The organism is Streptomyces piniterrae (assembly GCF_005048155.1).
Classification (GTDB): Bacteria; Actinomycetota; Actinomycetes; order Streptomycetales; family Streptomycetaceae; genus Streptomyces; species Streptomyces piniterrae.
On record NZ_SUMB01000012.1, the window covers coordinates 143,843 to 166,958 of the forward strand.

16 protein-coding genes and 1 pseudogene are annotated in these 23,116 nt (G+C 71.3%); 10 read left to right on the top strand and 7 right to left on the bottom strand.

Annotation, left to right across the window (positions count from 1 at the left end; translation table 11 throughout):
• Window positions 1-8: 8 nt before the first annotated feature.
• Entirely contained in the window at window positions 9-239 is a 231-nt protein-coding gene (locus FCH28_RS29765; RefSeq protein WP_136743287.1) for a hypothetical protein, read from the bottom strand.
• 88 nt (window positions 240-327) lie between these two features.
• Window positions 328-3,357, bottom strand: coding sequence for a hypothetical protein (locus FCH28_RS29770; RefSeq protein WP_136743288.1), 3,030 nt, complete (start codon window positions 3,355-3,357; stop codon window positions 328-330).
• A 285-nt stretch (window positions 3,358-3,642) separates the two neighbouring features.
• Here FCH28_RS29770 and FCH28_RS29775 point away from each other — a divergent pair, with 285 nt between their 5' ends.
• Complete coding sequence (locus FCH28_RS29775) at window positions 3,643-4,608, top strand: cutinase family protein (RefSeq protein ID WP_136743289.1); 966 nt, start codon at window positions 3,643-3,645, stop codon at window positions 4,606-4,608.
• Window positions 4,609-4,612: 4 nt separating this feature from the next.
• Here FCH28_RS29775 and FCH28_RS29780 read toward each other — a convergent pair whose 3' ends face one another.
• Together FCH28_RS29780 and FCH28_RS29785 are read right to left on the bottom strand one after the other, a co-directional pair.
• Entirely contained in the window at window positions 4,613-5,176 is a 564-nt protein-coding gene (locus tag FCH28_RS29780; protein ID WP_222852460.1) for a TetR/AcrR family transcriptional regulator, read from the bottom strand.
• Between the two features lie 258 nt (window positions 5,177-5,434).
• Window positions 5,435-6,013: a TetR/AcrR family transcriptional regulator gene (locus FCH28_RS29785; RefSeq protein ID WP_136743291.1), complete on the bottom strand. Its 579-nt coding sequence runs from the start codon at window positions 6,011-6,013 to the stop codon at window positions 5,435-5,437.
• 355 nt (window positions 6,014-6,368) lie between these two features.
• Between FCH28_RS29785 and FCH28_RS29790 the strand changes: the two genes are divergently transcribed.
• Genes FCH28_RS29790 through FCH28_RS29805 form a run of 4 tightly spaced genes read left to right on the top strand, consistent with a single transcriptional unit; the run spans window position 6,369 to window position 11,326 of the window.
• Entirely contained in the window at window positions 6,369-6,959 is a 591-nt protein-coding gene (locus tag FCH28_RS29790) for a 2Fe-2S iron-sulfur cluster-binding protein (protein WP_246103350.1), read from the top strand.
• Complete coding sequence (locus FCH28_RS29795) at window positions 6,956-7,948, top strand: FAD binding domain-containing protein (protein ID WP_136743292.1); 993 nt, start codon at window positions 6,956-6,958, stop codon at window positions 7,946-7,948. The genes FCH28_RS29790 and FCH28_RS29795 overlap by 4 nt, the downstream gene beginning before the upstream one ends.
• On the top strand, window positions 7,945-10,173 hold the full coding sequence (locus FCH28_RS29800) for a xanthine dehydrogenase family protein molybdopterin-binding subunit (protein ID WP_136743293.1): 2,229 nt from the start codon (window positions 7,945-7,947) through the stop codon (window positions 10,171-10,173). The genes FCH28_RS29795 and FCH28_RS29800 overlap by 4 nt, the downstream gene beginning before the upstream one ends.
• Window positions 10,166-11,326 carry an XdhC family protein gene (locus FCH28_RS29805; protein WP_136743294.1) on the top strand — a complete coding sequence of 387 codons (1,161 nt, stop codon included), beginning with the start codon at window positions 10,166-10,168 and terminating at the stop codon, window positions 11,324-11,326. The genes FCH28_RS29800 and FCH28_RS29805 overlap by 8 nt, the downstream gene beginning before the upstream one ends.
• A gap of 100 nt (window positions 11,327-11,426) precedes the next feature.
• Here the strand turns inward: FCH28_RS29805 and FCH28_RS29810 are convergent.
• A pseudogene (locus tag FCH28_RS29810) lies at window positions 11,427-11,991 on the bottom strand (formylglycine-generating enzyme family protein).
• A 143-nt stretch (window positions 11,992-12,134) separates the two neighbouring features.
• Here FCH28_RS29810 and FCH28_RS29815 point away from each other — a divergent pair.
• The 3 genes from FCH28_RS29815 (at window position 12,135) to FCH28_RS29825 (ending at window position 16,897) form a co-directional block, all read left to right on the top strand.
• Window positions 12,135-12,620: a hypothetical protein gene (locus FCH28_RS29815; protein WP_136743295.1), complete on the top strand. Its 486-nt coding sequence runs from the start codon at window positions 12,135-12,137 to the stop codon at window positions 12,618-12,620.
• Window positions 12,621-12,721: 101 nt separating this feature from the next.
• The gene (locus FCH28_RS29820; protein ID WP_136743296.1) at window positions 12,722-15,571 is read left to right on the top strand and encodes a M48 family metalloprotease; all 2,850 of its coding nucleotides are present in this window, start codon (window positions 12,722-12,724) and stop codon (window positions 15,569-15,571) included.
• Between the two features lie 219 nt (window positions 15,572-15,790).
• Window positions 15,791-16,897, top strand: a complete 1,107-nt coding sequence (locus FCH28_RS29825) for a baeRF2 domain-containing protein (RefSeq protein WP_136743297.1) — start codon at window positions 15,791-15,793, stop codon at window positions 16,895-16,897.
• Between the two features lie 78 nt (window positions 16,898-16,975).
• On the opposite strand, the gene FCH28_RS29830 is transcribed toward FCH28_RS29825, so the two are convergent.
• Window positions 16,976-18,046 carry an enoyl-CoA hydratase/isomerase family protein gene (locus FCH28_RS29830; RefSeq protein WP_136743429.1) on the bottom strand — a complete coding sequence of 357 codons (1,071 nt, stop codon included), beginning with the start codon at window positions 18,044-18,046 and terminating at the stop codon, window positions 16,976-16,978.
• A gap of 451 nt (window positions 18,047-18,497) precedes the next feature.
• Here FCH28_RS29830 and aceA point away from each other — a divergent pair, with 451 nt between their 5' ends.
• Together aceA and aceB are read left to right on the top strand one after the other, a co-directional pair.
• Window positions 18,498-19,796 carry an isocitrate lyase gene (gene aceA, locus FCH28_RS29835; RefSeq protein WP_136743298.1) on the top strand — a complete coding sequence of 433 codons (1,299 nt, stop codon included), beginning with the start codon at window positions 18,498-18,500 and terminating at the stop codon, window positions 19,794-19,796.
• 109 nt (window positions 19,797-19,905) lie between these two features.
• A complete protein-coding gene (aceB, locus tag FCH28_RS29840; protein ID WP_136743299.1) occupies window positions 19,906-21,510 on the top strand; it encodes a malate synthase A in 1,605 nt (534 codons plus the stop codon).
• A gap of 7 nt (window positions 21,511-21,517) precedes the next feature.
• On the opposite strand, the gene FCH28_RS29845 is transcribed toward aceB, so the two are convergent.
• The gene (locus tag FCH28_RS29845) at window positions 21,518-23,110 is read right to left on the bottom strand and encodes an ABC transporter substrate-binding protein (protein ID WP_136743300.1); all 1,593 of its coding nucleotides are present in this window, start codon (window positions 23,108-23,110) and stop codon (window positions 21,518-21,520) included.
• Window positions 23,111-23,116: the final 6 nt, after the last annotated feature.

A 23,116-nucleotide genomic window follows, 5' to 3' on the forward strand; every position in this document is an offset into this window, starting at 1 on the left:
CCACCACCTCACGGCCCGCGCCGCCCGGGGTCGGCGTGCCCGGGGGTCGATCCTGCGCGCGGGAGAGTGCGGATCACCGGCGTCGTCTCCGGGGTCCGGACGGCATCGAGCGCGGTCACGTGTGTTCCCGGTGAGGGGCCGGGCGGCCCGGACAAAGCCCCGACGACGGCGAGTTCGACCTTCCGCGAGGGGAGGTCGCCGCGGCCGTCGTCGGTGACGACCGGCGACAACCGGGTCACGACCACTCACCCCTGCCGGTGGTGCCGTGCCTGCCCGCGACGCCGACGCGCCCGCCCCGGACGGGCGCGTCGGCGGCAGTGCGACGGGTCACCAGGGCGGGCGGTTGAACCCCGTGAGGGCGAGCCACAGGGCACCGAACGCGGCGCTCGGGCGGTCGTTGAAGTCGTCGCTGAGCGGAACCAGTTCCAGCAGGTCGAGCACGGCGGAGAGATGACCGCACTCGGCGGCACTCTGGATCAGTAACTCGATGGGCCGCTGTCGCCGGGCGTGCGGCGTCTGCTGGATCTCGGCATAGTCCTTGGCCAACTCCTCGACGTCGAGGTCGGTCGGCGTCAGCGGCCGGACCGGCGGGGTGCCGGCAGCGGCGGCCAGGTGGGCCCGCTCGACCAACTCCTCGTCGACCGACCAGTTGTGTTCTCCCCACCCCTCCAGCAGGTCCGGCCGGCCGGCCTCGGCGAGCGCCGTCAGCACCTCGTACGGCACCTCCCAGCCGGGCAGCCGCTGGAACTCGCGGGCCAGGTCGATCCGGCCGCCGCGCACCAGATACACCAGCCACTCCGGCTCCGAGGTGTAGCCGGCCCGCGGGTGGCTGCTCCGGTCCGCCAGAATCTCGCGGGCCAGGTCCTCCCGCCCGCACTCCAGCACCGCGTGCAGGACCGCCAGATGGTCCTCCCACGGGTTGGGTTCGACGCTGATGGCCGCGCGGGCGCGCCGGAACCAGTCCTCGGCGCGTCCAGGGTCGCCCAGTGCGTGACACGCGGCCCCGAACGAGGCGGCGATGTCGGCGTTCATCTCCTTCCCGACGACCTCGGCGACGAGGGACTCGGCACAGTCGAACGCGGTACGGGCGGCGTGCGCCCGCCCGGCGCGGGCCAGGAGCACGGCGACGTCCGACGCCGCGGCGATCCGGTCCGTCACATCGGGCACGTCGTCGATCAGCGCCAGCGCGGCCTCCGGTGCGCCGTGCCGGACGCGCAGCCGGGCGGCGGCCCGCAGATACGGGCCGATGGCGAAGCCCCACCGGTCGTGATCGAGGTGGGCGAGGGAGCGCCGCACCGCCTCGTACAACTCGTCGACACCGGCGGTGTTCGGCGGCGGCCATGCGGACGGCTCGCCGGAATCCGCCCGCTCCGCCAGGTCCTCGCGGTATTCCCGGAGGATCTCGCCGTCCTCGGAGTCGAGCAGATCGGCCGCGGTCAGGGCGTCCGGCAGCACCTGGAGCCCACCCCACCGCACGGGCCAGGCGAGGCGGCGCCCCACCGCCCAGGTGAGCACGGAGTCCAGCGCGTCCTCGCGCCCGTGCGGAGCGATGACGGCGCCGGGTTCCAGCGTCATCGCCCAGGTACGGTCGTCGAGGGCGAAGATCTGCCTGGCGAACTCTTCGGCCGCGTCGCCCTCCACGGGGCGCGGCCCCTCCGGCACCCGCAGGAAGGGGAAGTCCCCGACGGCCTCGCCGGTGTCGGCACGGACGAACCGGACGCAAGCGGCGCCGACCAGCACCAGGGTGTCGTCCGCGCCCCAGTGGACGGCGTCGGCGCCACCCGCGGCCAGTACCCTCAGCCGCCGGGCGCGGGCCGGATCGGCGAGGGACCAGACCTCGACGGTGTCCTCGGAGGTCAGGCAGGCCGCGCGCTCCCCACCGGGCGCCCAGGCCCAGGCGTTGACGTCGCCGCCCCACTTGTCGTCGTCCCGCCACTCCGGGTGCGCGATCGAGACGCTGCCGACATGGCGCTCGTCGTCGAAGATGTGGACCGCGGGCGCGGCCGTGCCCGAGCCGGGCGTCAGGACGGCGAGCCGGTTGGTCTGCGGATCGGTGCGCCCGCCGGCCCAGCGCAGCGAACAGGGCTTGCCGAGGGCGAAGGGACCGCAGCGTGTCCGGCCGTCGGCCGCGTCGCGGAAGAACAGACCGCGGTCGGTGACGGCGGCGACGAGACGGCCGTCCGGGCTGGGGCAGGAGAGGTTGGCCTGCGCGTACCAGAGCACCTGGCGGGTCCCGGCGTCCACACAGAGGGCGTTGGCCCCGAAGAGACGAGTGCCGTCGGGCGACCACACCGGGCGCTCGATCCACTGCCCGACCCGGAAGCCGTCCTCGTCGGGCCGCGCGCCGAGCCGGTCGAACTCCTTCCGCACCGCCTCAGGGAGCCGCCGCGCCATGGCGTACGGGTGCTCGGCCTCCACATGGTTGGGCAGCCAGTCCAGTTCACCGCGGTCCAGCGGGACGAGGCAGCCCTGCAGCCCGCCGTCGCCGTTCGTGCCGCAGTGGAAGTAGACGCTCCGCCCGTCGGGGGAGAGCGCGAACTCCGACGGGCGGGAATTGCCGTCCGACACGGAGATCGCGGCGATCGGGTCCATGGACCCCCCGGTAGGGCTCCACACGCCCACCATGTTGGTGCAGTAGGCCATGGCGAGGCGGGTGGAGTCGGCGGACCACTGCATCGTGCGCCCGTAATCGGGCCATCCGATGCCACCGATGATGCCCGGGACGGCGTTGACGCACCGTCCGGAGGCGACCTCCCAGATCTGCAGGACGCCGCCCGCGTCGTAGTCGTCGCCCACCCAGCTGCCGGTGGCGAGATAGCGGCCGTCGGGGCTCAGCGCATGGCCCACGATCTCCACTTCATGGCCATACGGGTGCAGCAGCCTGGCCTCACCGGAGTCGCACAGCCGGCGGGTGGCCAGTCGATGGGCGTCGGTGACGCCCTCGCTGCGCTCCAGCTCCGCGAGGCGGGCGCGCAGCGGCGGCAGGTCCCGGTGCGGGGTGAAGGCGGACCAGTCGGCACCGTCCAAGAGGGCGCGCAGCTCATCGGAGCCGGCCGCGGCGGCGAGGGCGGTCGGTGCGAGGAACGGCGGCGGGTCGTACGTGGGGGAGGAGCCGCCGCCCTCCGCACGTTCCAGCATGCCCAGCAGCGCCTCCTCGTCGAATTGCGGTGTGCGGAGCATCTCGTCCGAGCGGGGTAGGGGACCCCGCTCACCGAAGGCGAGAAAAACCAGGTCCGTCCCAGCGGTCACGGTGTCCGCCACCCGGGCGCCGAGCGCCTCCAGCCGGCGTATCGCCTCGTCTCTTCCGATGGAGTCAAAGTCCCCGTACAGCACGACAGTGCGTCCCCGTAGTTCCATGGCATGGACCTTACTCACCACGACCGACATCGCTGAGCCGGGTCGGCTCGAATCACCGTATGTGCAGGGCGAGTTGGGGAACCTCCGGGCCCCGCTGGTGCGTCGCGCCGTGGACGGCAACACCTCCCCGCACGCCCGCTCGCCGCGATGCGCCCCACGACGCCCGCCACGCACACCACACTTTCACGAACACCTCTGTTCGCAGAACCTCTCCCAGCGCTACCTTTGGCGTCGCACTGGGCCGGAACTCAGCTTCCTCCCAAGCCGATTCGAGACGAGGTGCACATGCGAAAGGCACGATCGTTACTCGCGCTGGTCGTCGCGCTGCCCGCCCTGGGGCTGAGCGCGCCGCAGGCCGTCGCCGCCTCCCCGCAGACGCAGACGCAGACGCGCACGCACGCACAGGTGCAGACCCGGGCCGACTGCCCGAACACGATGATCTTCGAGGTCGGCGGCCACCTCGACGGCGACGCCACGGTCTACGACCGCAGCAACGCCGCCCTCCCCGAAGGTGTTTCGTTCACGAAGATCCACTACTCGGCGTCCATCGCCCCGTACCCCGGCGACACCGTTTCACTGGACGACTCCGTGGCCGAGGGCATCGGCAAACTCGACGCGGCGGTCAAGGACTTCCACGGCATGTGCTCCGCCAGCCACATCACCATCGCCGGCTACTCGCAGGGCGCGATCGTCGCCGGCGATGAACTGGCCGTCCTTTCCGAAAGCGACGCCGTCCCGCACGACCGGATCAACGGTGTGCTCTACGGCGATCCCCGGCGCCCCGGTGCGGACGGCGGCCCCGGCGGCATCGAGACGAACCTGCCGACGATCCTGCCGGGCATGACCATGAAGGGGCCGCGCGGTTTCGGCGATCTGACGGTCAAGGAGATCTGCAACACCAACGACGGCATCTGCTATTCCGAGAACGTGCTCACGAATCTGGCCTGCTTCGCCAACGGCGTCGTCGGATACTTCACCGGCGACCACGCCTACGACATCAACCCGCATGCCGTCTCCGGCGGCGGCGACCAGCTCAACCGCCAGCCGCCGAAGATCCCGCTCTGCGGCCCGGGGCTGCCGATCCCGAGCGGGACGCCCCACCAACTGTTGACGCCCCACCAAGTGTTCAAGAGCGACCCCGCCGAGGGCAGGCACCAAGTGGCCGACTACCGCTCCATGATCACGCCGCTGCTGCCCGCCGACGTACGGGGCCGGCTGGCGTACTTCCCCTGGCTCCCCGCGGCCGGCTGACCGCTCAGCCGAGGAGCCGTACCGCGAGACGGACGAGCGGATCCTCCAGGCCGCGCAGGCCCCGCAGGTCGTCCGCGGCCAGGTGCGCCGTCACCAGCTGCGCGGCGGCCGCGACCAGGGCCTCACAGGCGAAGCGCGGCTCGTCCGCACCGCCCCCGGCTCCCACCTGGAAGATCTCGGCGATGGCGTCCGCGAACCAACGCTGCCACTCCATGCGGCGGGCCATCGCCTCCGGCCCGGCGGCGTACACCTCGACGAGGAACAGCCGGGCAAAGGCGGGCCGTTCGGCGAGGGTCCGCAGATAGAGGCGCAGCAGCCGGCGGAAGACCTCCTCCGGGGCGACCGGCGAAGTCGTCCCGGCGGAGTCGGGCGCCGGCTGCCACGCATCGCCGAGCAGGCCCGCCAACTGGTGCGTGGCGGCGTCCAGCGCTTGGATGAAGCAGTCCTCCTTGGAACGGAACTGCTGGTAGAACGTCTCCCGCGACACCCCGGCACGCCGGATGATCTCGGCGACCGAGGTCCCCGCGTACCCCTTGTCCTTCATCGCCTCGGCAGTGGCGGTCAGCATGCGAAGCCGCTGCGACGCCACCACCTGCGCACGGCTGAGGTGGTGCCGGCCGCTGGGCAAAGGCCCAGGGCGGGCGGTCTCGCGCGGGGATCCAGCCAACTCCTGCCTCCACATGTCGGATCGGTCTCCGGGCGCGGATTCGTGATCGCCGTGGCCGGTATCCGATAGTGCCCGAGGCGCAGCGGTCATCCGGTGCCGGCCCATCGGACGGGCCTCAGGACGGGTGCCGGCCCCATGGTGTGGTGCGCGCCGTGCCGCTCATGCCCCGGGAGCGCCGGCGCGAAGGCCGTCCATGACCAGGTCGAGGAGCCGTCCGGCGCGGGTGTGCCAGTCCCCGTGCGGATCGATCTGCCAGAGGCCGGCGATGGCGAGCACGAAGTCGTCCGGGGTCACGCCGGGGCGGATGGTGCCGGCCTCCTCGTTCGCCTTCAGCAGGAGTTCGACGGCCGAGGTCACCGGGCCGTGTCCCAGTCCGGCCAGGCTGCCGTGCGCGCTGGTGGCCTTGCGCATCGCGTCGGCCAGGCCGGCCTTGGCCATGGCGTACTGGGCGAGGCGGTCCATCCACTCCCGCAGGGCCTCGTCGGGTGTGCGGGTCTTGAGAAGTTGGCAGGCGGTGTCGGAGACCTGCTGGACCTCGTGCCGGTAGACCTCCAGGACGAGGGACTCGCGATTGGGGAAGTGGCGGTAGAACGTGCCCTGTCCGACGCCCGCCTTCTTCGCGATCGAGCTCAGCGGGGCATCGGCCGAGCGGGTCAGCTCCGCCAGGGCCACTTCCAGGATGCGCTCGCGATTCCGTTGCGCGTCCGAGCGCAGTGGCGGGTCGTTCCTCTGCTGCACTCGTCCTCCTCCCGGCTTCCGGAAATCACGACTGGGCCGGCCTTGCTAACCGGACAGCTGTCCGGTAGATTTGAAACTAACGGACAGCTGTCCGCTTGGGTCCACCATAGCGTTAGATACGGCCGGTGTGGACGGCCGTGGCCACTGCGACCGGCTTTCGGTCTGTCGCGGATGCCGCGCCGCGCCACGGCGCCCAGGCTGACGCCCTACGCACAGCGCCACCTCTTCTCCGGCTTCTCCGGCTCGACCTCTCGATCCCGCATGGCAGGGATCGTCCGACTCTCCGGTCGACCACGCCGGCGTCAGGCCCGCGCCTGACGCCGCCGCGCACCACATATGCGAAAGAAGGCTGCTCATGGCCCTATCGACGTCCAGTGCCATCACCCTGAACGTCAACGGCGAGAAGCGCACGCTGCCCGTCGACCACCGCACCACCCTGCTCGACGCGCTGCGCGAGCACCTCGATCTGACAGGCACGAAGAAGGGCTGCGACCAGGGCCAGTGCGGTGCTTGTACGGTGCTGCTCGACGGACGGCGGGCCGTCGCCTGCCTGCAACTCGCGGTCGCCGCCGAGGGGCGTGCGATCACCACCATCGAGGGCGTCGCGGACGGCGAGCGGCTGCATCCGGTGCAGCAGGCGTTTCTCGACCTCGACGGCTATCAGTGCGGCTACTGCACACCGGGCCAGATCTGTTCGGCCATCGCGGTGATCGAGGAACATGCGGCGGGCTGGCCGAGCGCCGCCACCACCGATGTGCGGCCCGAGGCGGGAGTGCCGCCGCTCACCGCCGACGAGATCCGGGAGCGGATGAGCGGCAACCTCTGCCGCTGCGGTGCGTATGTGTCGATCGTCCAGGCGGTCGCGCAGGCCGCCGAGGCCGAACAGGCCCCCTTTTCCGGGCCGGTTGACCGGGTTGACACGGCGAACACGGAGGTGGGGGCATGAAAGAGTTCGGTTATCGCCGCGTGTCCGACGTCTCCGGCGCGGTCGCCCTGCTCGGCGCCGAACCAGATGCGCGCTTTCTCGGCGGCGGCACCAACCTCGTCGACCTGATGAAGGCCGGGGTGGAGCGGCCGGGGCTGCTCATCGACGTACGTGAGCTCCCCCTCGACCGGATCGAGGCCACGGACGACGGCGGTCTGCGTATCGGCGCCACCGTCACCAACAGCGATCTCGCCGCCGACCCCGAAGTCCGGCGCCGTTACCCGGCGTTGGCGCAGGCCGTTCTGGCCGGCGCCTCGGGCCAACTGCGCAATATGGCAACGGTCGGCGGAAACCTGCTCCAGCGCACCCGCTGTGGCTACTTCACCGACCTCACCAAGCCCTGCAACAAACGCGTCCCCGGCAGTGGCTGCCCCGCCATCAAGGGCGAGCACCGCAACCATGCGATCCTGGGCGCCTCCGAGCACTGCGCCGCCGTGCATCCCTCGGACATGGGAGTGGCGCTGGCCGCTTTCGACGCCGTCGTCTCGTACGAAACGGCGCACGGGCCAGGCGAGTTGCCGCTCACGGAGTTCTATCTGCCGGTGGGCGACACACCGCACCTGGAGACCGCGCTGCCACCCGGTGCTCTGATCACCGGCATCACCCTGCCGCCGGCCCCGGTCGCCGCCCTCTCCCGCTACCGCAAGGTGCGCGAGCGCGCGTCATACGCCTTCGCAATCGGCTCCCTCGCCGCCGCCCTCGACGTCCAGGACGGAGTCATACGCGAAGTGCGCCTCGCTTTCGGAGCGGTCGCGTCCCGGCCGTGGCGGGCCCGGGAGGCCGAGCGGGTGCTGGCCGGGGGACCGGCGAGCGCCGAGGCGTTCGCCGCCGCGGCGGACGCCGAACTGGCAGCCGCCCGGGTGCTGCCCCACAACGGATTCAAGGTGACACTGATGCGCAATCTCGTCGTGGCCACGCTGACCGAGCTCACCGAGGAGGCCGCCCGATGACCACGGCCACGGGCACCACCGCGCCGACGGGAGCCGTCGGCGCCGCGCACACCCGCGTGGAAGGCCTGGCAAAGGTCACCGGCGCGGCCCGCTACGCCGGCGACATCCCCTACACCGAACTCGCCCACGGCTGGCTGGTGTTGTCCACCATCGCCCGCGGCCGTATCGGGTCCGTGGAGTCGGCTCCCGTGCTGGCGATGCCGGGCGTCCTCGCGGTGCTCCACCACGGGAACGCCCCGCGCGTCGACGGGGACTACACCGGCCCGCTGGGCCCGCCCGACCCGATCCTCCAGGTCTTCCAGCACGACCGGGTGCCGTTCGCGGGATGGCCGGTGGCGCTGGTCGTCGCCGAAACGCCCGAGCAGGCCAGGGAGGCCGCCGAAGCGCTGGTGGTCCACTACGACGAGGAGCCGCACGACGTCGCGTTCCACGCCGGAAACCCCCGCTCGTACACACCGGAGGGACCCCAGGCGGAGACATCCAAGGGCGACCTGGACGCCGAACTCGCCGCGTCCGCCGTAGCGGTGGACGCGGAATACACCACCCCGGAAGAGCACCACAACCCGATGGAGCCGCATGCCGCGATGGCGCGCTGGGACAGCGGCCGGCTCGAAGTCGTCGACACCAACCAGGGCAGCAAATTCGTCGCGGACGAACTCGCCAAACTCTTCTCACTCGACCCCGCCTCGGTACGGGTGCGGTCCGAGCACGTGGGCGGCGCTTTCGGGGCCAAGGGGACCCGCCCGCACCAGGTCCTCGCCGTGATGGCAGCCACCGCCCTCCACCGGCCGGTCCGGGTCGTCATGACACGCCGTCAGATGTTTTCGCTCATCGGCTACCGCAGCCCCACCGCGCAGCGTGTCCGCCTCGGCGCCGACGCCGACGGACGGCTCCGCGCGCTCGACCACGCGGCGGACTGCCGCACCTCGACCGTGTACGAATTCATCGAGCGCAGCGCCGACTACGGGCGCTCGATGTACGACGCCGACGCGCACCACACCGTCAACCGTGTCGTACCGCTCGACGTGCCGACCCCGACCTGGATGCGCGCCCCGGGCGAGGCGCCGGGCTCCTTCGCGCTGGAGTCAGCGCTCGACGAACTCGCCGAGAAGTGCGGCATCGACCCGATCGCGCTGCGCGCCCGCAACGAACCGGACGCGGGGCCCGTCTCCGGACTGCCGTTCAGCAGCCGCAATCTGCTCGCCTGCTTCGAGGAGGGCGCCCGCAGGTTCGGCTGGGCGGACCGCGACCCGCGCCCCGGCCTGCGCCGCGAGGGCCGCTGGCTGGTCGGGACCGGCACGGCGTCGGCCACCTTCCCCGTACTGGTCGCCCCGTCCACCGCCGCCGTGACGGCCGAGGCGGACGGCACCTTCACGGTACGGATCACCGCAGCGGATGTCGGGACCGGAGCGCGGACCGCGCTGACCCAGATCGCCGCCGACGCGCTGGAGGTGGCACCCGAGCGCATCCGTATGAAGATCGCCGACAGCGACTTCGGTCCGGCGATGATCGCCGGAGGCTCGATGGGCACCCGCTCGTGGGGCTGGGCGGTCACCGCCGCGGCGTGTGAGCTGCGCGAGCAACTGGCCCTGGGCGGCGCCATCCCGCCCCAAGGGATCACGGTCCGGTCGGACACCACCAAGGACCTCGCCACGCTGACGGCCAAGGAACGGTACTCGTTCGGGGCGCAGTTCGCCGAGGTTGCCGTGGATGTCACCAGCGGCGAGGTCCGCGTACGGCGGATGCTCGGCGTCTTCGCCGCGGGCCGGATCATCAACCCGCTGACCGCGCGCAGCCAGCTCATCGGCGGCATGATCTGGGGTCTTTCGATGGCGCTGCACGAGGAGGCGGTCCGGGACGAGGCGTCCGGCGGCCTCGTCGGTGCCGATCTCGCGGGCTACCACATCGCCGCGAACGCCGACGTACCGCTCATCGAGGCGGACTGGGTGGACGACCCGGACGCCGACGACCCGGTGGGCATCAAGGGGATCGGCGAGATCGGGATCGTGGGAGCCGCTGCGGCGATCGCCAACGCGGTCTGGCATGCGACCGGTGTACGCCACCGGGACCTGCCGATCCGCCCCGACCGCGTCCTGCTGGCGGGGACCACGGCGGGAGCAGAGCCGGCATATGGAGAAGTGGAGACACCCGGAGTCGAGGGGGCGTCCGGAGTAGAGGGGGCACCTGGAGCAGAGGGGGCGTCAGGGGGAGACCGGGATGCTTGACATCGCCGGTGAGCTGAACCGATGGGTGGAAGAAGGGCGGGACTTCGCCGTCGCCACCGTGGTGGCCGTCGCCGGCAGCGCGCCGCGCCGGCCCGGTGCCGCCCTGGCCGTCGACAGCCAGGGCACGGCCATCGGTTCGGTCTCCGGCGGCTGCGTCGAAGCGGCGGTGTACGACCTGTGCGCCCAGGCGCTCCAGGACGGCGCGACGGTGCTCGAACGGTTCGGCTACAGCGACGAGGACGCCTTCGCGGCGGGACTGACCTGCGGCGGCGTCATCGAGGTCCTGGTCACTCCGGTGGGTGCGGACGGGCCGGGCAGGAGGATCTGGGCGGCGGCGCTGTCGGCCGCCGCCCGGGGAGAGGCGGCGGCGCTCGCCCGCGTGGCCCGGGGGCCGGCCGAAGTCCTCGGCAGACCGCTGCTCGTACGCCCCGACGGATCGCACGAAGGCGGGCTCGGTGGGCATCCGGAGCTGGACCGCACGGCGGTGGGGGAGGCCCGCGCCATGCTGGACGCGGGCCGTACCGGCACGTTCGACATCTCGGAGAGCGGATCGCGCTGCGGGTCCGCCCTGACGCTGTTCGTCGAGTCGAGCGTACCGCCGCCCCGCATGATCGTCTTCGGTGCCATCGACTTCGCCGCGGCGCTGGTGCGCACGGGCACATTCCTCGGCTACCACGTCACCGTGTGCGACGCCCGTCCCGTCTTCGCCACCCGGGCGCGCTTTCCCGAGGCCGATGAGATCGTGGTCGACTGGCCGCACCGCTACCTCCAGCGCACCGAGACCGACCACCGGACGGTCCTGTGCGTGCTCACCCACGACGCCAAATTCGACATCCCCCTGCTGGAGGTGGCCTTGCGGCTGCCGGTCGGGTTCGTCGGCGCGATGGGCTCACGCCGTACCCACGAGGACCGCAACCGCAGGCTCCGCGAGGCCGGCGTCACCGAACGCGAACTGGCCCGGCTTCGCTCGCCGATCGGCCTCGATCTCGGAGCCCGCACGCCCGAGGAGACCGCACTGTCCATAGCGGCCGAGATCGTCGCGGCCCGGCAGGGCGGCACGGGCCTGCCGCTGACCGGCTCACGCATACCGATTCACCATGACGCGGACGGGCGGGGAAGCGGCGACGCGGGGTCGTCCCATGCTGCGGCATGATCCGGGTCGGCGGCCTGATCCGGGGCGGCGGCATGACCCGGGACGGTGGTGAGAGCGCCGACCCCGACGGCCGGCTGCGGGCGTACGCACACCACACGGATCAGCGCACGAGGCCAGGCCCGACGGTCGGCGGGAGGGACCGCGCAATGCGGAAGCCCACGTCGTCGACCCGGAACGTCGGGTGGCTGCGGCGCCGTGCGGAGGCCCGGCAGCTCCAGTGCTCGTCGAACCAGCCACCGCCGCGCAGCACCCGGTAGGTGCCGTAGACCTCGGCGTCGTAGACGTCCCAGCACCAGTCCCAGACGTTGCCGAGCATGTCGTGAAGCCCCCACGCGTTGGGCCGTCTGCCGCCCACCTCGTGGATGCGCTCCTGCGAGTTGCCGCGGTACCAGGCGATCTCGTCGAGCGGCCCGTAACGCGGTCCGGTCGTGCCGGCACGGCAGGCGTGCTCCCACTCGGCCTCGGTCGGCAACCGGTACCCGTCGGCGGACGCCTCCCACTCGATGCCTTCGCCATCGGGATCGAGTCGATAGGCGGGTGACCGGGAACGCCGCGAGCAGGTAGGGAGCCAGCTCGACCGACCAACTGCGCTGCGTCCGCCGGTCCGACAACGTCACCCGCCCCGGCGGGATGGCGACCAACTCGTCTGCTGCACTCGCGTCCATGATCAGGAGAGCCTACCGACACATTCGCCGCAGCTGACAGACACCCCGATCCCCGCGCGGTAGTGACGAGTTTTCCTCGCTTCCTCTTCTGTCACAGCATGCTGCAATACTCTCAACACGCTTGGCACTCACGGGGGTTGCTGATGTTGAAGGTACGCGACGTGGTGCGCGACGTGGTGGCGGAGCACGCTAAGCATGAGCTGCCGCTCGTCGACAGTCTGCGCCGGTTCGACGACGACCGTGTCATCCGCACCCTCACCCGTCAGGGACACCGCAGAGAACCGCTCGGATTCGGCTACGCCGAGGTGGCCGCTCTCATCACGCCCGTCATATGGCTCGTGCTCGACCAAGCGGCCCGCCGCGGGGTCGACATGGCCACGGACAGCCTGGCCACACGAGGGCGGGCGCGACTGCGCAGATTGCTGCGCCGTGCCCCCGCCGCCCCCGAGCGCGTACTGATCACGCTGCAAGCCGAAGAGCTGGCGCTCGTCCGTACGCACATCCTGGAGCGCGCCGTCGAGCGGGGCATCGACCGCCGGGAGGCCGAGGCCCTGGCGGACAGCGTCGTGGCGCGGATCGCGACGGCGGCCCACCAAGAGGAACCCGACGCGCCCGACACCGTCTCATGAGGCCCCCTCCGACGAGGTCCCGGCTCATGAGGCCGCTGCTGACCACGCGCCGGCTCATCGGGTCCCGCCCCCTCAGCTCGCGTCTCATCAGCTCCCGCCTCATGAGGCCCGTCGACACGGTCTCCGGTGTCACGGGGACCGGCCCCCGCTTCGCACTCCTGATCGCCGTCGTGACCGCGTCGAGCATCCCCCTGCTCGACCTCCTGGTCTCGAATCCCCAGGACGCCTGGCGAGGCGCGTTCGGCTGTCTGCTCGCCGCCGGATTCGACCCCGAAGGCAGCGATCGGGCCAATCTCCTGGCGAATGCCGGCCGTCCGAAGGCCATGCAGAACTGTCTCGCCGGTGTGACGGACGTGCCGTACTCGAAGGGCATGATCGCGACCCTTGTGCTGCTCGCCGTCGCCGGGCTCGTGTACTGGTGGCTGCCGAAGGTGCGCGACCGTTGGCGCAGGACGTTACCGATCGAGGAGGTCGACGCCGACGGAGCGTTACGAGAAGAACTGGCCGCGCTGCGCGACCGCACCGGAATCCGCTCGGACCTCCGCTTCCGCGTCGACCCGAAACGGATGACCTCCGGTGCCGGCGTCTACGGCCGCACCGGCGTCTACACCGTCTGCCTGCACGCCGGCCTGCTCGCCCGGCGCGGAACCGACCCCGAGGGCTTCCGCGCCGTCGTCCTCCATGAACTCGCCCATGTGCACAACCGCGACGTCGACTACGCCTACGCGAGCACGGCGCTCTGGCGGGTGTTCGTCCTCTTCGCCCTGCTGCCGAACTTCGTGATGACGGGCAGGGTCCTCGCCATCGCCCTGTTCGGCGACGTCGATTCACCGTTCTGGCCCGGCGCCGCCACCGTCCTGGTGTACCCCGTCCTCTCCGGACTCCTCCTCGTCGGTCTGGTCCATCTGGCCCGTGCCGATCTCCTGCGCCGACGTGAACTGCACGCCGACCTACAGGCGGTGGCGTGGGGCGCGCACCCCGCAAGCTGGCAGCGGCCCGACCCGTCGGGCGCCGTGGCGCCCCTGCTGCACCGGCTCACGGCGCTGCTGCGGACGCACCCCGGCTGGGCGGAACGCAGCCGCGTACTCGCTGATTCCACCGGCCTCTTCCGGGCCAGCCCGCTGGAGATGCTCCTGACCGGAGCCTCGGCATGGCTCCTGTTCCACGCGCTGGGAACGATTCCCGGCCTGTCCGGGGACTCGGACTCCGTCTGGCTCACGACCCTGTTCGTGGCTCCGGTGCTCTGTATCGCCCTGGGTCTCTCGGTCGTACGGACGTCGCGCGTGGCCGGGGGGCATGTGGAGTCCGGCGCGCTCGCGGGCCTGTGGCTCGGTTGCGGCATGCTGGTGGGCGAGTTCGTGGACGGCGGGCGCTACCGGGTCGACTGGCTGCTGCCGCGGCCCGAGTATCTGCTGGCCTTCCTGCTCATCGCGGCCGTGCCGGCGGTGTGGTGGTCACAGACGGTGCGACTCGCCCTGCGCTTTCCGAAGCGCGGCCAGCGCAGGGCGGCGGCGCTGGTCTGCGCGTCGGTGACGGCGACCGTGCTGTGGGGCGGGGTGCTCTGGTGGCAGCTCGGGGGCCAGATCCTCGCATGGGACGGCGGCGATCTGGACGTGGCACTGACCGAGTTCTCCTTCGACGGGTCCCCGGGCCCCTGGCGGGACTACGGCCTGTCCGCCGGCTCCACCCTCCTCCCCCTTCTCGCGCCGCTGCACAGGAAGGGCCTCCTCGCGGCCGCGACGCTTCTGATGTGGCTCGTACCGCTGCTTCTGCTGTTTCTGCGGCGCGCCGCCGACGGGGGTTTCCGCATACGCCGGACGCTCTGCGCCGGCCTTGCGGGTGGCCTGATGTCCTGGGCGGGCCTGGCCGTGGCGGTGTACGCGCTGAACACGCTGCGGCCGCCCACCCTGAAGGGGCGTCCGGCCGTCCTACAGGTGCTCCAGGTCCAGGTGTGGTGGCTGGTCGTGGCGGTGCTGGCGGCCTGCCTGGTCACGGCCGCACTCGTCGCCGCCCTCTCCCGGCGGCACTGGCTGCTGCGGGCGCTCATCGCCGCACAGCTGGTCCAACTGCTGGCGTACGTCGGGGTGTTCTGGCTCACCTCGGCCGACGGCTGCCTGGGCCCGCTGAACATCATCGGCGGCGACTGCGACTGGCGGCCCGAGCAGGGCCTGACAATCGTCAGAGTGGTCACCGGCCTCACGCTCGTCAACGCCGTCCTCGGCTCGGCGTGCGCGGCCCTCGTGGGCGCGGGCGCGGCATGGGCCGTGCGCCGGTCGCGCGGGCTGCCGGCGGCGAAGGCGCCAGAGACACCGGTGCCGACCGCGCCCGCCCGTCGACGTCCAGGGCTATGGAAAACGGGAACGGTCCTCGCGCTGGGGCTGCCCGCTCTGCTGCTGACCGCCCTGACGTTCAACGAGGACTTCGCCTCGCATGTCGCACCCGCAGGGCGGCTGCGCGACATGGCCGGGGCGATCGATCCCCCGCCGGTGGCGCGCGGGCCCAAGACCCGTCAGTGGCAGGCCTCGTCCTGGCTCGACAAGGGCGGAACGCTGCATGGCCAGCGGATCACCGACGCCGTGCAGGCGCTCAACACCCAGATCGTGAAGGCCGCCGGCCAGAAGCGGAACAAGGACGGACAGGTCTCCCTGGACGAGAAGACGTTCGGCCGCGTCTGCGGCACCTTGGGCAAGCGGGTCGACGCCGCCCAGGACTACTTCCCCGCCCCCGGCCGGGACCTGGGGAGAACATGGTCGGGAGCGCTGAGCCGCCTCGGCCGCGGGGCCCGGGGCTGCCGCCAGTCGATGGAGCCGGGCAAGGGCGAGCCGCACCGGACGAACGCGGAACGCGAGCAGCTCTTCAGCATGTCCCTCGACGACATCGTCCAGGGGATGAGCGCCTTGTCGGGCGCGTTCGAGGACGTGAAGAGGATGGCCACGGCGTCCACCGGGTAACGGCGGGCGGCGGCCGGACCCCGCGACTTGCGATCACGCTACGTGATGCGGCGGCAGGGCCATTCGGGTCACCTCGCGAGCACGCCCCTGCGGACTTATGGTCGGCACAGCGCCCCGTTCGCGTGGCCGCGAGGTGCAGCGACACAGCGGGCACGTGTGGACACCTGTGGTCACCTTCCGCCACTTGCCGAGCTTCGCCCCGAGCGAGGAGGAGCTTCCATGATCAGTAGCACCAAGATCGATACGGATGTCCTGCGAGAGTTCCACCGCACGCCGGGCCCCGTGGACTCGGTCTACTTCAACCTTGAAACGCTCCCGCAGCAGGAGGAGAACGCCACCCTGCGCTGGCACAAGCTCACCGACCGGCTCGCCCGCCAGGGGGCCGACGCCGCCTCCCTCACCGCGCTGACGGACCGCGTTCTCCCGGCGCTGCCGGGATCCGGCGCGCTCGCGGCGTTCGCCGTACGCGGGGACGTGCCGCTCGTCGTCGAGATGCCCGATTTCCATCACGAGGACATGGCGGTGCACGGTCCCCTGCCGCATCTGCTCCCCCTGCTGGAGTGGCAGCAGGAGCATCCCGCCCATGTGCTCGCCATCGTGGACCGCATCGGCGCCGACCTCGAGGTGTATCCGACGGGCGCCACGAAGGCCACCGCGCGGCGGACGGTGACGGGGCCCGACGACGAGATCCGGGGGAACGGCGCTCAGCTGCGCTTCCAGCACCGGGCCGAGGACTCGTGGGACCACAACGCCGCCGAGGTCGCGGACGCCATCGGCGAGACGCTCTCCCAGCACTCCGCCCGTCTCCTCCTGCTCGCGGGAGACGTACGGGCTCGCCAGTTCCTGATGAAGCACCTGCCGGAGTGGGTCCGTCGCGAGGTGACGATCAGGTCGGTGAGCGGCAGCCGCAGCCACGACGGGGCGGTCCAGGAACGTATGGCCCAAGTGGAGGCCGAGACGCGCCGCGCGGGGCAGGAGGAGACGGCGGCCCTGCTGCGGCTGCTGGCCGAGGAACGCTCCCCGGGCGGCCGGGCCGTGGAGGGCGTACACGCCACCCTGGACGCCCTGGCCCGGGGCAGGTTGCGCACCCTCGCGGTGACGGACGATCCGCAGGACCGCCGTACGGCCTGGTCGGGACCGGCACCGACGGATGTGTCCGACCGGCGGGGGGTGCTCCAGCCGAACGGCGGCGCCGTCGTACGCGGACGTCTCGCCGATGTCGCCGTACGGGCGGCGCTGCTCACCGGTGCGGAGGTGCGCGCGCTGCCGACGGACACGCCGCACGCTCCGAAACAGGGCATCGGGGGAGTGTGCCGGTTCGCGTAGAGCCGGTAGCCGCAAAGCGGCCCGTACGGCCGGGTGTTCACCGAGAGACCGCGCTCGCGCCCGCGGCGACACCCCGCCTCACCGGGGCGCCTCCCGGGCAGAGTCACCGACGGGCCACGAGAGTTCCCGGTCGCCGAGCGGGGCGAAGAAACCGGCCACCTCGTCGTCCGTCACCTCGCCGAGGGAGGCCGGTGTCCAGCGCGGAGCACGGTCCTTGTCGATCACCTGCGCGCGGACGCCCTCCGCGAAGTCCGGGTGGTGCAGGGCCGCACACGAGACGCGGTACTCCTGTGCCAGCACCGCCTCCAGGGAGCCCAGCCGCCGGGCCCGCCGCAGCGCGGCCAGCGTCACCTTCAGCGCCGTGGGCGACTTGCCGAGGAGCGTCCCGGCCGTCTCCTTCGCCGCCGTGACACCGCTGTCGAGGAGCCGGTCCACGATCTCCTCGACCGTGTCGGCGGCATAACAGTGGTCGATCCACTCCCGGTTCGCGCCCAGTTCGCCGGGCGGTGCGTCCCGCACATACGACGGGAGCACGTCCGCAACGTCCGCTCGGGAGAGGTCGCTGAGCAGCGCCGGCAGCCGGTCCGCCGGAACGAAGTGGTCCGCGAGCCCGCACAGCAGCGCGTCCGCCGGGCCGACCGCCGCCCCGGTCAGCGCAAGGTGCGTGCCCAACTGCCCGGGAGCCAGGGCCAGTAGATACGTACCGCCCACATCGGGGACGAAGCCGATACCGGTCTCGGGCATCGCGACCCGGGACCGCTCGGTGACGATACGGACGCTGCCGTGTGCGGAGACGCCGACACCGCCGCCCATCACGATGCCGTCCATGAGGGCCACATACGGCTTGGAGCAGCGGGCGATACGGGCATTGAGCCGGTACTCGTCGCGCCAGAACGCGGTCGAGGCGTCGCCGCCGCCCGTGCGCACGTCCTCACGGATGGCGCGGATATCGCCACCGGCACACAGGCCGCGCTCACCGGCCCCCGTGATCACCACAGCCGTGATGCGCGGATCCTGTTCCCATGCGTCGAGGGCCCCGGAGATCCGGGTCACCATCTCGTGGGTGAGGGCATTGATCGCCCTGGGACGGTTCAGCGTGACGCGGCCGGTGCGGCCCTCGACGCCCAGCAGCACGGATTCCTCCGGCAGTACGGATACCTCCGGCAGTACGGAGTTCTCGTGCCCGGTCACCGGACCACCTCGGTCAGCCCGCGGGCCACGATCAGACGCATGATCTCCCTGGTTCCTTTCAGCAGCGGTGGACGCGCAGGTCCCGGACGATCTTCTCGACACCGTACTCGCCCGGGGCGGCGCAGCGGCCGTGAGGTTGACCGCAGCGACCGAAAGACGGGTATTCGCAAGATTGGCAAAACGGCGTCGAAAGATACGCAGAAGTTGGCGCGCTTCCACGCTTGTTGGCACTCAGTGCCACTGTCAGAGTCTTAGTGCGGCCCGCCGGGCCCCGGCAGCTCGGCAACATTGCTCACGTTTGCTCTCGTCAGGGTTCTGCGGGCCGCGGTGCAGAAGGTGCGGCACTCGGTGTCACGCTCTTCGCGCAGTTCACGAGGCAGAACAGTTCAAGCGACTTCGGGAGATGGCCATGGCGCAGGCAGGGACGACGGCGGCCGAGGAGCTGGCACAGCGGTGGGCGGCGGACCCGCGCTGGAAGGGCGTCGAGCGGACATACGGCGCCGAGGAGGTGGTGCGACTGTCGGGCAGCGTCCGGGAGGAGCACACCCTGGCCCGGCGCGGTGCCGAGCGGCTGTGGCGGCAGCTGCACGAGCAGGACTACATCCATGCGCTGGGCGCGCTGACCGGCGGTCAGGCCGTGCAGCAGGTCAAGGCCGGACTCCAGGCGATCTACCTCTCCGGCTGGCAGGTGGCCGCGGACGCCAACCAGGCCGGGCACACCTACCCCGACCAGAGCCTCTACCCCGCCAACTCCGTCCCGCAGGTGGTCCGCAGGATCAACAACGCCCTGCTCCGCGCCGACCAGATCGCCACCGCGGAAGGCGGCGGCACGGGCTCTGCAGAGGAGGGCACCGACTGGCTGGCGCCGATCGTCGCGGACGCCGAGGCCGGATTCGGCGGCCCGCTCAACGCCTTCGAGCTCACCAAGGCGATGATCGAGGCGGGTGCCGCGGGCATCCACTACGAGGACCAGTTGGCGTCCGAGAAGAAGTGCGGCCACCTCGGCGGCAAGGTTCTCGTGCCCACCGCCCAGCACATCCGCACCCTCAACGCCGCCCGCCTCGCCGCCGACATCGCCGACGTCCCGACCGTCATCGTTGCCCGCACGGACGCGCTCGCCGCCAACCTCCTCACCAGTGACGTCGACGAGCGCGACGCCCGCTTCTGCACCGGTGAGCGCACCGCCGAGGGCTTCTACCGGGTCGAGAACGGCATGGCCCCGGTCATCGCCCGCGGCCTGGCCTACGCCCCGTACGCCGATCTGCTGTGGATGGAGACCGGGACCCCGGACCTCGCCCAGGCCAGGGAATTCGCCGAGGCGATCCACGCGCGGTACCCGGACCAGATGCTCGCCTACAACTGCTCGCCCTCCTTCAACTGGCGGGCCGCCCTGGACGACGACCAGATCGCCAAGTTCCAGCGCGAGTTGGGAGCCATGGGATACCGCTTCCAGTTCATCACGCTGGCCGGATTCCACTCCCTCAACCACGCCATGTTCGACCTGGCACGCGGCTACGCCGACCAGGGCATGACCGCCTACGTCGACCTCCAGGAGAAGGAGTTCGCCGCCCAGCAGCACGGCTTCACCGCGGTCAAGCACCAGCGCGAGGTCGGCACCGGCTACTTCGACCTGGTCTCCACCGCCGTCAACCCGTCGTCCTCGACCACCGCGCTGACCGGCTCCACCGAAGAGGAGCAGTTCCACTAGGAAGCGGCCGGCAGAAGCGCCCGCCGCCCCGTAACCAGGTGCGGGCCGGACGACCGTCTCCGGCGTCCGCGTCCGGCCCGCACCGTATCGCTCCGCTGAGGAGGCCCGTATGTCCACCACCGCTCTCACCAGCCGTGTCCAGGTCCTCGGCGCACCGGGTGACCGTCACGACGAGATCCTCACCCCGGCCGCTCTCGACTTCATCGGCCGCCTGGACGCGGCCTTCGCCGGACGACGTCTGGAACTGCTAGCCGAGCGCCGGCACCGCGCGGAACTCATCGCGGCCGGCGGCCCCCTCGACTTCGTGCCCGCCACCTCCGCCGTCCGCAACGACCCGGACTGGCGGGTCGCCCCGCCCGCGCCCGGTCTCCTCGACCGCCGTGTGGAGATCACCGGCCCGCCCGAGCGGCGGATGACCGTCAACGCCCTCAACTCCGGCGCCCAGGTGTGGATGGCCGACTTCGAGGACGCCACCTCGCCCACCTGGGACAACATCATCGGCGGCCAGCTGAACCTGCTGGACGCGATCGAGCGGCGCATCGACTTCACCACCGCGCGGGGCAAGGAGTACCGGCTGGGCGACCGGACCGCGACGATCGTGGTACGCCCCCGGGGCTGGCATCTGACCGAAAAGCATCTGCTGGTCGACGGCCGCCCGGTCCCCGCCTCCCTCGTGGACTTCGGCCTGTACTTCTTCCACTGCGCCCAACGGCAGATCGACGCCGGCTCCGGTCCGTACTTCTACCTCCCCAAGCTGGAGAACCACCTCGAAGCCCGGCTGTGGAACGAGGTGTTCGTCCTCGCCCAGGACCTGCTCGGAATCCCTCGCGGCACGGTCCGCGCCACGGTCCTCATCGAGACCATCACCGCCGCGTTCGAGATGGAGGAGATCCTCCACGAACTGCGCGAGCACAGCGCGGGACTCAACGCGGGCCGCTGGGACTACCTCTTCAGCCTGATCAAGACCTTCGCCCACCGCCCGGACTACGTCCTGCCCGACCGGGCCAAGGTCACCATGACCGCACCCTTCATGCGCGCCTACAGCGAACTGCTGGTCCGCACCTGCCACAAGCGGGGAGCCCATGCCATCGGCGGCATGGCCGCCCACCTGCCCAGCCGCGACGCACCGGCCAACCAGGCGGCGCTGGCCAAGGTGCGACTCGACAAGGAGCGCGAGGCCGAGGACGGCTTCGACGGCTCCTGGGCCGCCCACCCCGGCCTCGTCCCGCTCTGCCGCGAGGTCTTCGACAGTGTGCTGGGCGAGCGCCCGCACCAGCTCGAACGCACCCGGGACGATGTCCACGTCACCGCCGCCGACCTGCTGGCGGTGCACCGCACCAGCGGCCCGCCCACCGAAGAGGGAGTCCGCGCCAACATCGCCGTCGCACTGCGCTACTTCGACGCCTGGCTGCGCGGCCACGGAGCGGTCGCCCTCGACGGCCTGATGGAGGACGCGGCGACCGCCGAGATCGCCCGCGTCCAGGTCTGGCAGTGGCTACGGCACGGGATGATCGACCGCGACCGCGTGGCCGGTCTCCTCGACGCGGAGAGCACCGCACTGGCGCACGAGCAGCCGCGGGCACTGACGGCAGCGGCCCGCGACATCTTCGTACGCACCGCCCTGTCGGGGGAGCTGCCGGCGTTCTTCACCCCCGACGCCTACGCCCGGCACCTCGTCCGCCGTCCGGCGGTGGCCGTCGTCCACCATTCTTGACAGGCCGTCAGAAGACCGGGCAGGTGTTCTTGGCGCCATCGCGGTAGGTCCGGTAGAGGGGGAGCGGGCTCTGGTTTCCCGTACGGCTGCCCGCCGGGTACTCGACCACCGGCACGGGCTTGCAGACCGCCCACTGGTCGTTCTTTCCCGGACCCTCGAAACCGTAGGTTCCGCCCGCGCCGACCAGGCACGAGCTGCAGTTCTCACCGGCGATGGTCGGAATGACGAGGGTGTTGTAGACGTCGTCCTTCGTGGGGATGTGCACGGCCTCCGGGGTCTGTTTGCCGCCCTCGTTGACTTCGGTGAAGGTGCGGTCCACGGCGTCGGCGAGCAGCGCGAAGGCGTCGTGGTACATGACGGCATAGCCGTCGTCGAGCGGCTTGGTGCCCAGCTTGTGGCGCTTCTGCAGTTCCTCGAAACGGTCGAGGAAACGCCCGAGCGCCTTCTCGGGCTTGCTGGGCCCGCTCCACCAGGCCGGATCGACGGACGACGCGTCGACGATGGTGGCCCGCGCCTCGTTCAGCCACCGGGTGGGCGCGTCCGCGGTGAGGGTGGGTTCCAGACCGATACCGACCTTCAGGATGCGCAGTTTCGTGGGACGCCCGCAGTCGCCCTCCTGGGCCAGGCGCTCTATGAAGGCGGGCAGGTCCTGGTCGCGGCCGGCGAAGAACGCGGTGTCGGACTTCTCGTTGCAGATCTTCGTCACGGCATCGGTGAACCGCTGCGGGATGCCCTTGTCGGTGCCGGACGAGCCGGTGAAGTTCGAGTTGTGGCCGGGCAGGTCGTAGGCCTTGCCGAAGTGCTTCTCGAAGACGCTGCGCAGATTCTGCGAGTAGACGTCCTCCTTGCGGTTGTCCCAGACCAGGAACCCCTTGTGCTGCTCGGGACGCTTGTCCAGATAGAGCTTGAGAGCGCGGCCGAACTGGTCGTTGTTCGGTGAGGTCTTGAAGAAGTACGGGGAGTTCATGTTGGCCGCGGTGATGACCGGGCCGATGGTCGGGATGCGGTGCTTGCTGAGCGCGGCGATCGTCTGCCGGGTCTCCGGCGTACTGCTCGGGATGCCGGTCACGCCGACCAGCGGAGTCCGGGTCTCCCCGGCCAGCTCGGCAAGCCGCTCGACGACCGGCCGCCAGGCGTCGAGGTTCCGGCCGTCGGGGGCGAGCAGCAGCTGGTAGTGCGGCCCGCCGAAGCGGTTGGCCTGCCGCTGCGCCGCCAGCGAACCGGCGAGTCCACGGCGGATCATGTCCGTGGTCATCGCGCTGTGGTCGTCCGCGGTGAACGGCATCATGAGCGCGATACGCACATACGGAATCCTGGGACCGTTGCCGGGGGACTCCCAGTCCCGCCGTACCTTGGCGTTCTCGTCCGCGACCGCCTCGATGAGACTCCGGATGCCCGGGTCGGCCTCGAAGGCGCCCGCGGTGACACCGACGCAGTCACCGCCGATCTCCTGCAGATCGTTACCGCACCTGCCGGGGCCCCGCAGGACGCCGACGACGAAGATGATCAGGATGGCGGTCAGAGCGCCGAGTCCGAAGACGGCCAGCCACTCGACCGGGCCCCACTCGCGGGGATGACGACGGAACAGACGGACCAGCATGCTTCC

Coding starts and splice junctions, on each gene's coding strand:
- FCH28_RS29770 (WP_136743288.1), bottom strand. CDS start 3,357: ATGGAACTACGGGGACGCACTGTCGTGCTGTACGGGGACTTTGACTCC.
- FCH28_RS29775 (WP_136743289.1), top strand. CDS start 3,643: ATGCGAAAGGCACGATCGTTACTCGCGCTGGTCGTCGCGCTGCCCGCC.
- FCH28_RS29780 (WP_222852460.1), bottom strand. CDS start 5,176: ATGCTGACCGCCACTGCCGAGGCGATGAAGGACAAGGGGTACGCGGGG.
- FCH28_RS29790 (WP_246103350.1), top strand. CDS start 6,369: ATGGCCCTATCGACGTCCAGTGCCATCACCCTGAACGTCAACGGCGAG.
- FCH28_RS29795 (WP_136743292.1), top strand. CDS start 6,956: ATGAAAGAGTTCGGTTATCGCCGCGTGTCCGACGTCTCCGGCGCGGTC.
- FCH28_RS29800 (WP_136743293.1), top strand. CDS start 7,945: ATGACCACGGCCACGGGCACCACCGCGCCGACGGGAGCCGTCGGCGCC.
- FCH28_RS29805 (WP_136743294.1), top strand. CDS start 10,166: ATGCTTGACATCGCCGGTGAGCTGAACCGATGGGTGGAAGAAGGGCGG.
- FCH28_RS29815 (WP_136743295.1), top strand. CDS start 12,135: ATGTTGAAGGTACGCGACGTGGTGCGCGACGTGGTGGCGGAGCACGCT.
- FCH28_RS29820 (WP_136743296.1), top strand. CDS start 12,722: ATGAGGCCCGTCGACACGGTCTCCGGTGTCACGGGGACCGGCCCCCGC.
- FCH28_RS29825 (WP_136743297.1), top strand. CDS start 15,791: ATGATCAGTAGCACCAAGATCGATACGGATGTCCTGCGAGAGTTCCAC.
- aceA (WP_136743298.1), top strand. CDS start 18,498: ATGGCGCAGGCAGGGACGACGGCGGCCGAGGAGCTGGCACAGCGGTGG.
- aceB (WP_136743299.1), top strand. CDS start 19,906: ATGTCCACCACCGCTCTCACCAGCCGTGTCCAGGTCCTCGGCGCACCG.
- FCH28_RS29845 (WP_136743300.1), bottom strand. CDS start 23,110: ATGCTGGTCCGTCTGTTCCGTCGTCATCCCCGCGAGTGGGGCCCGGTC.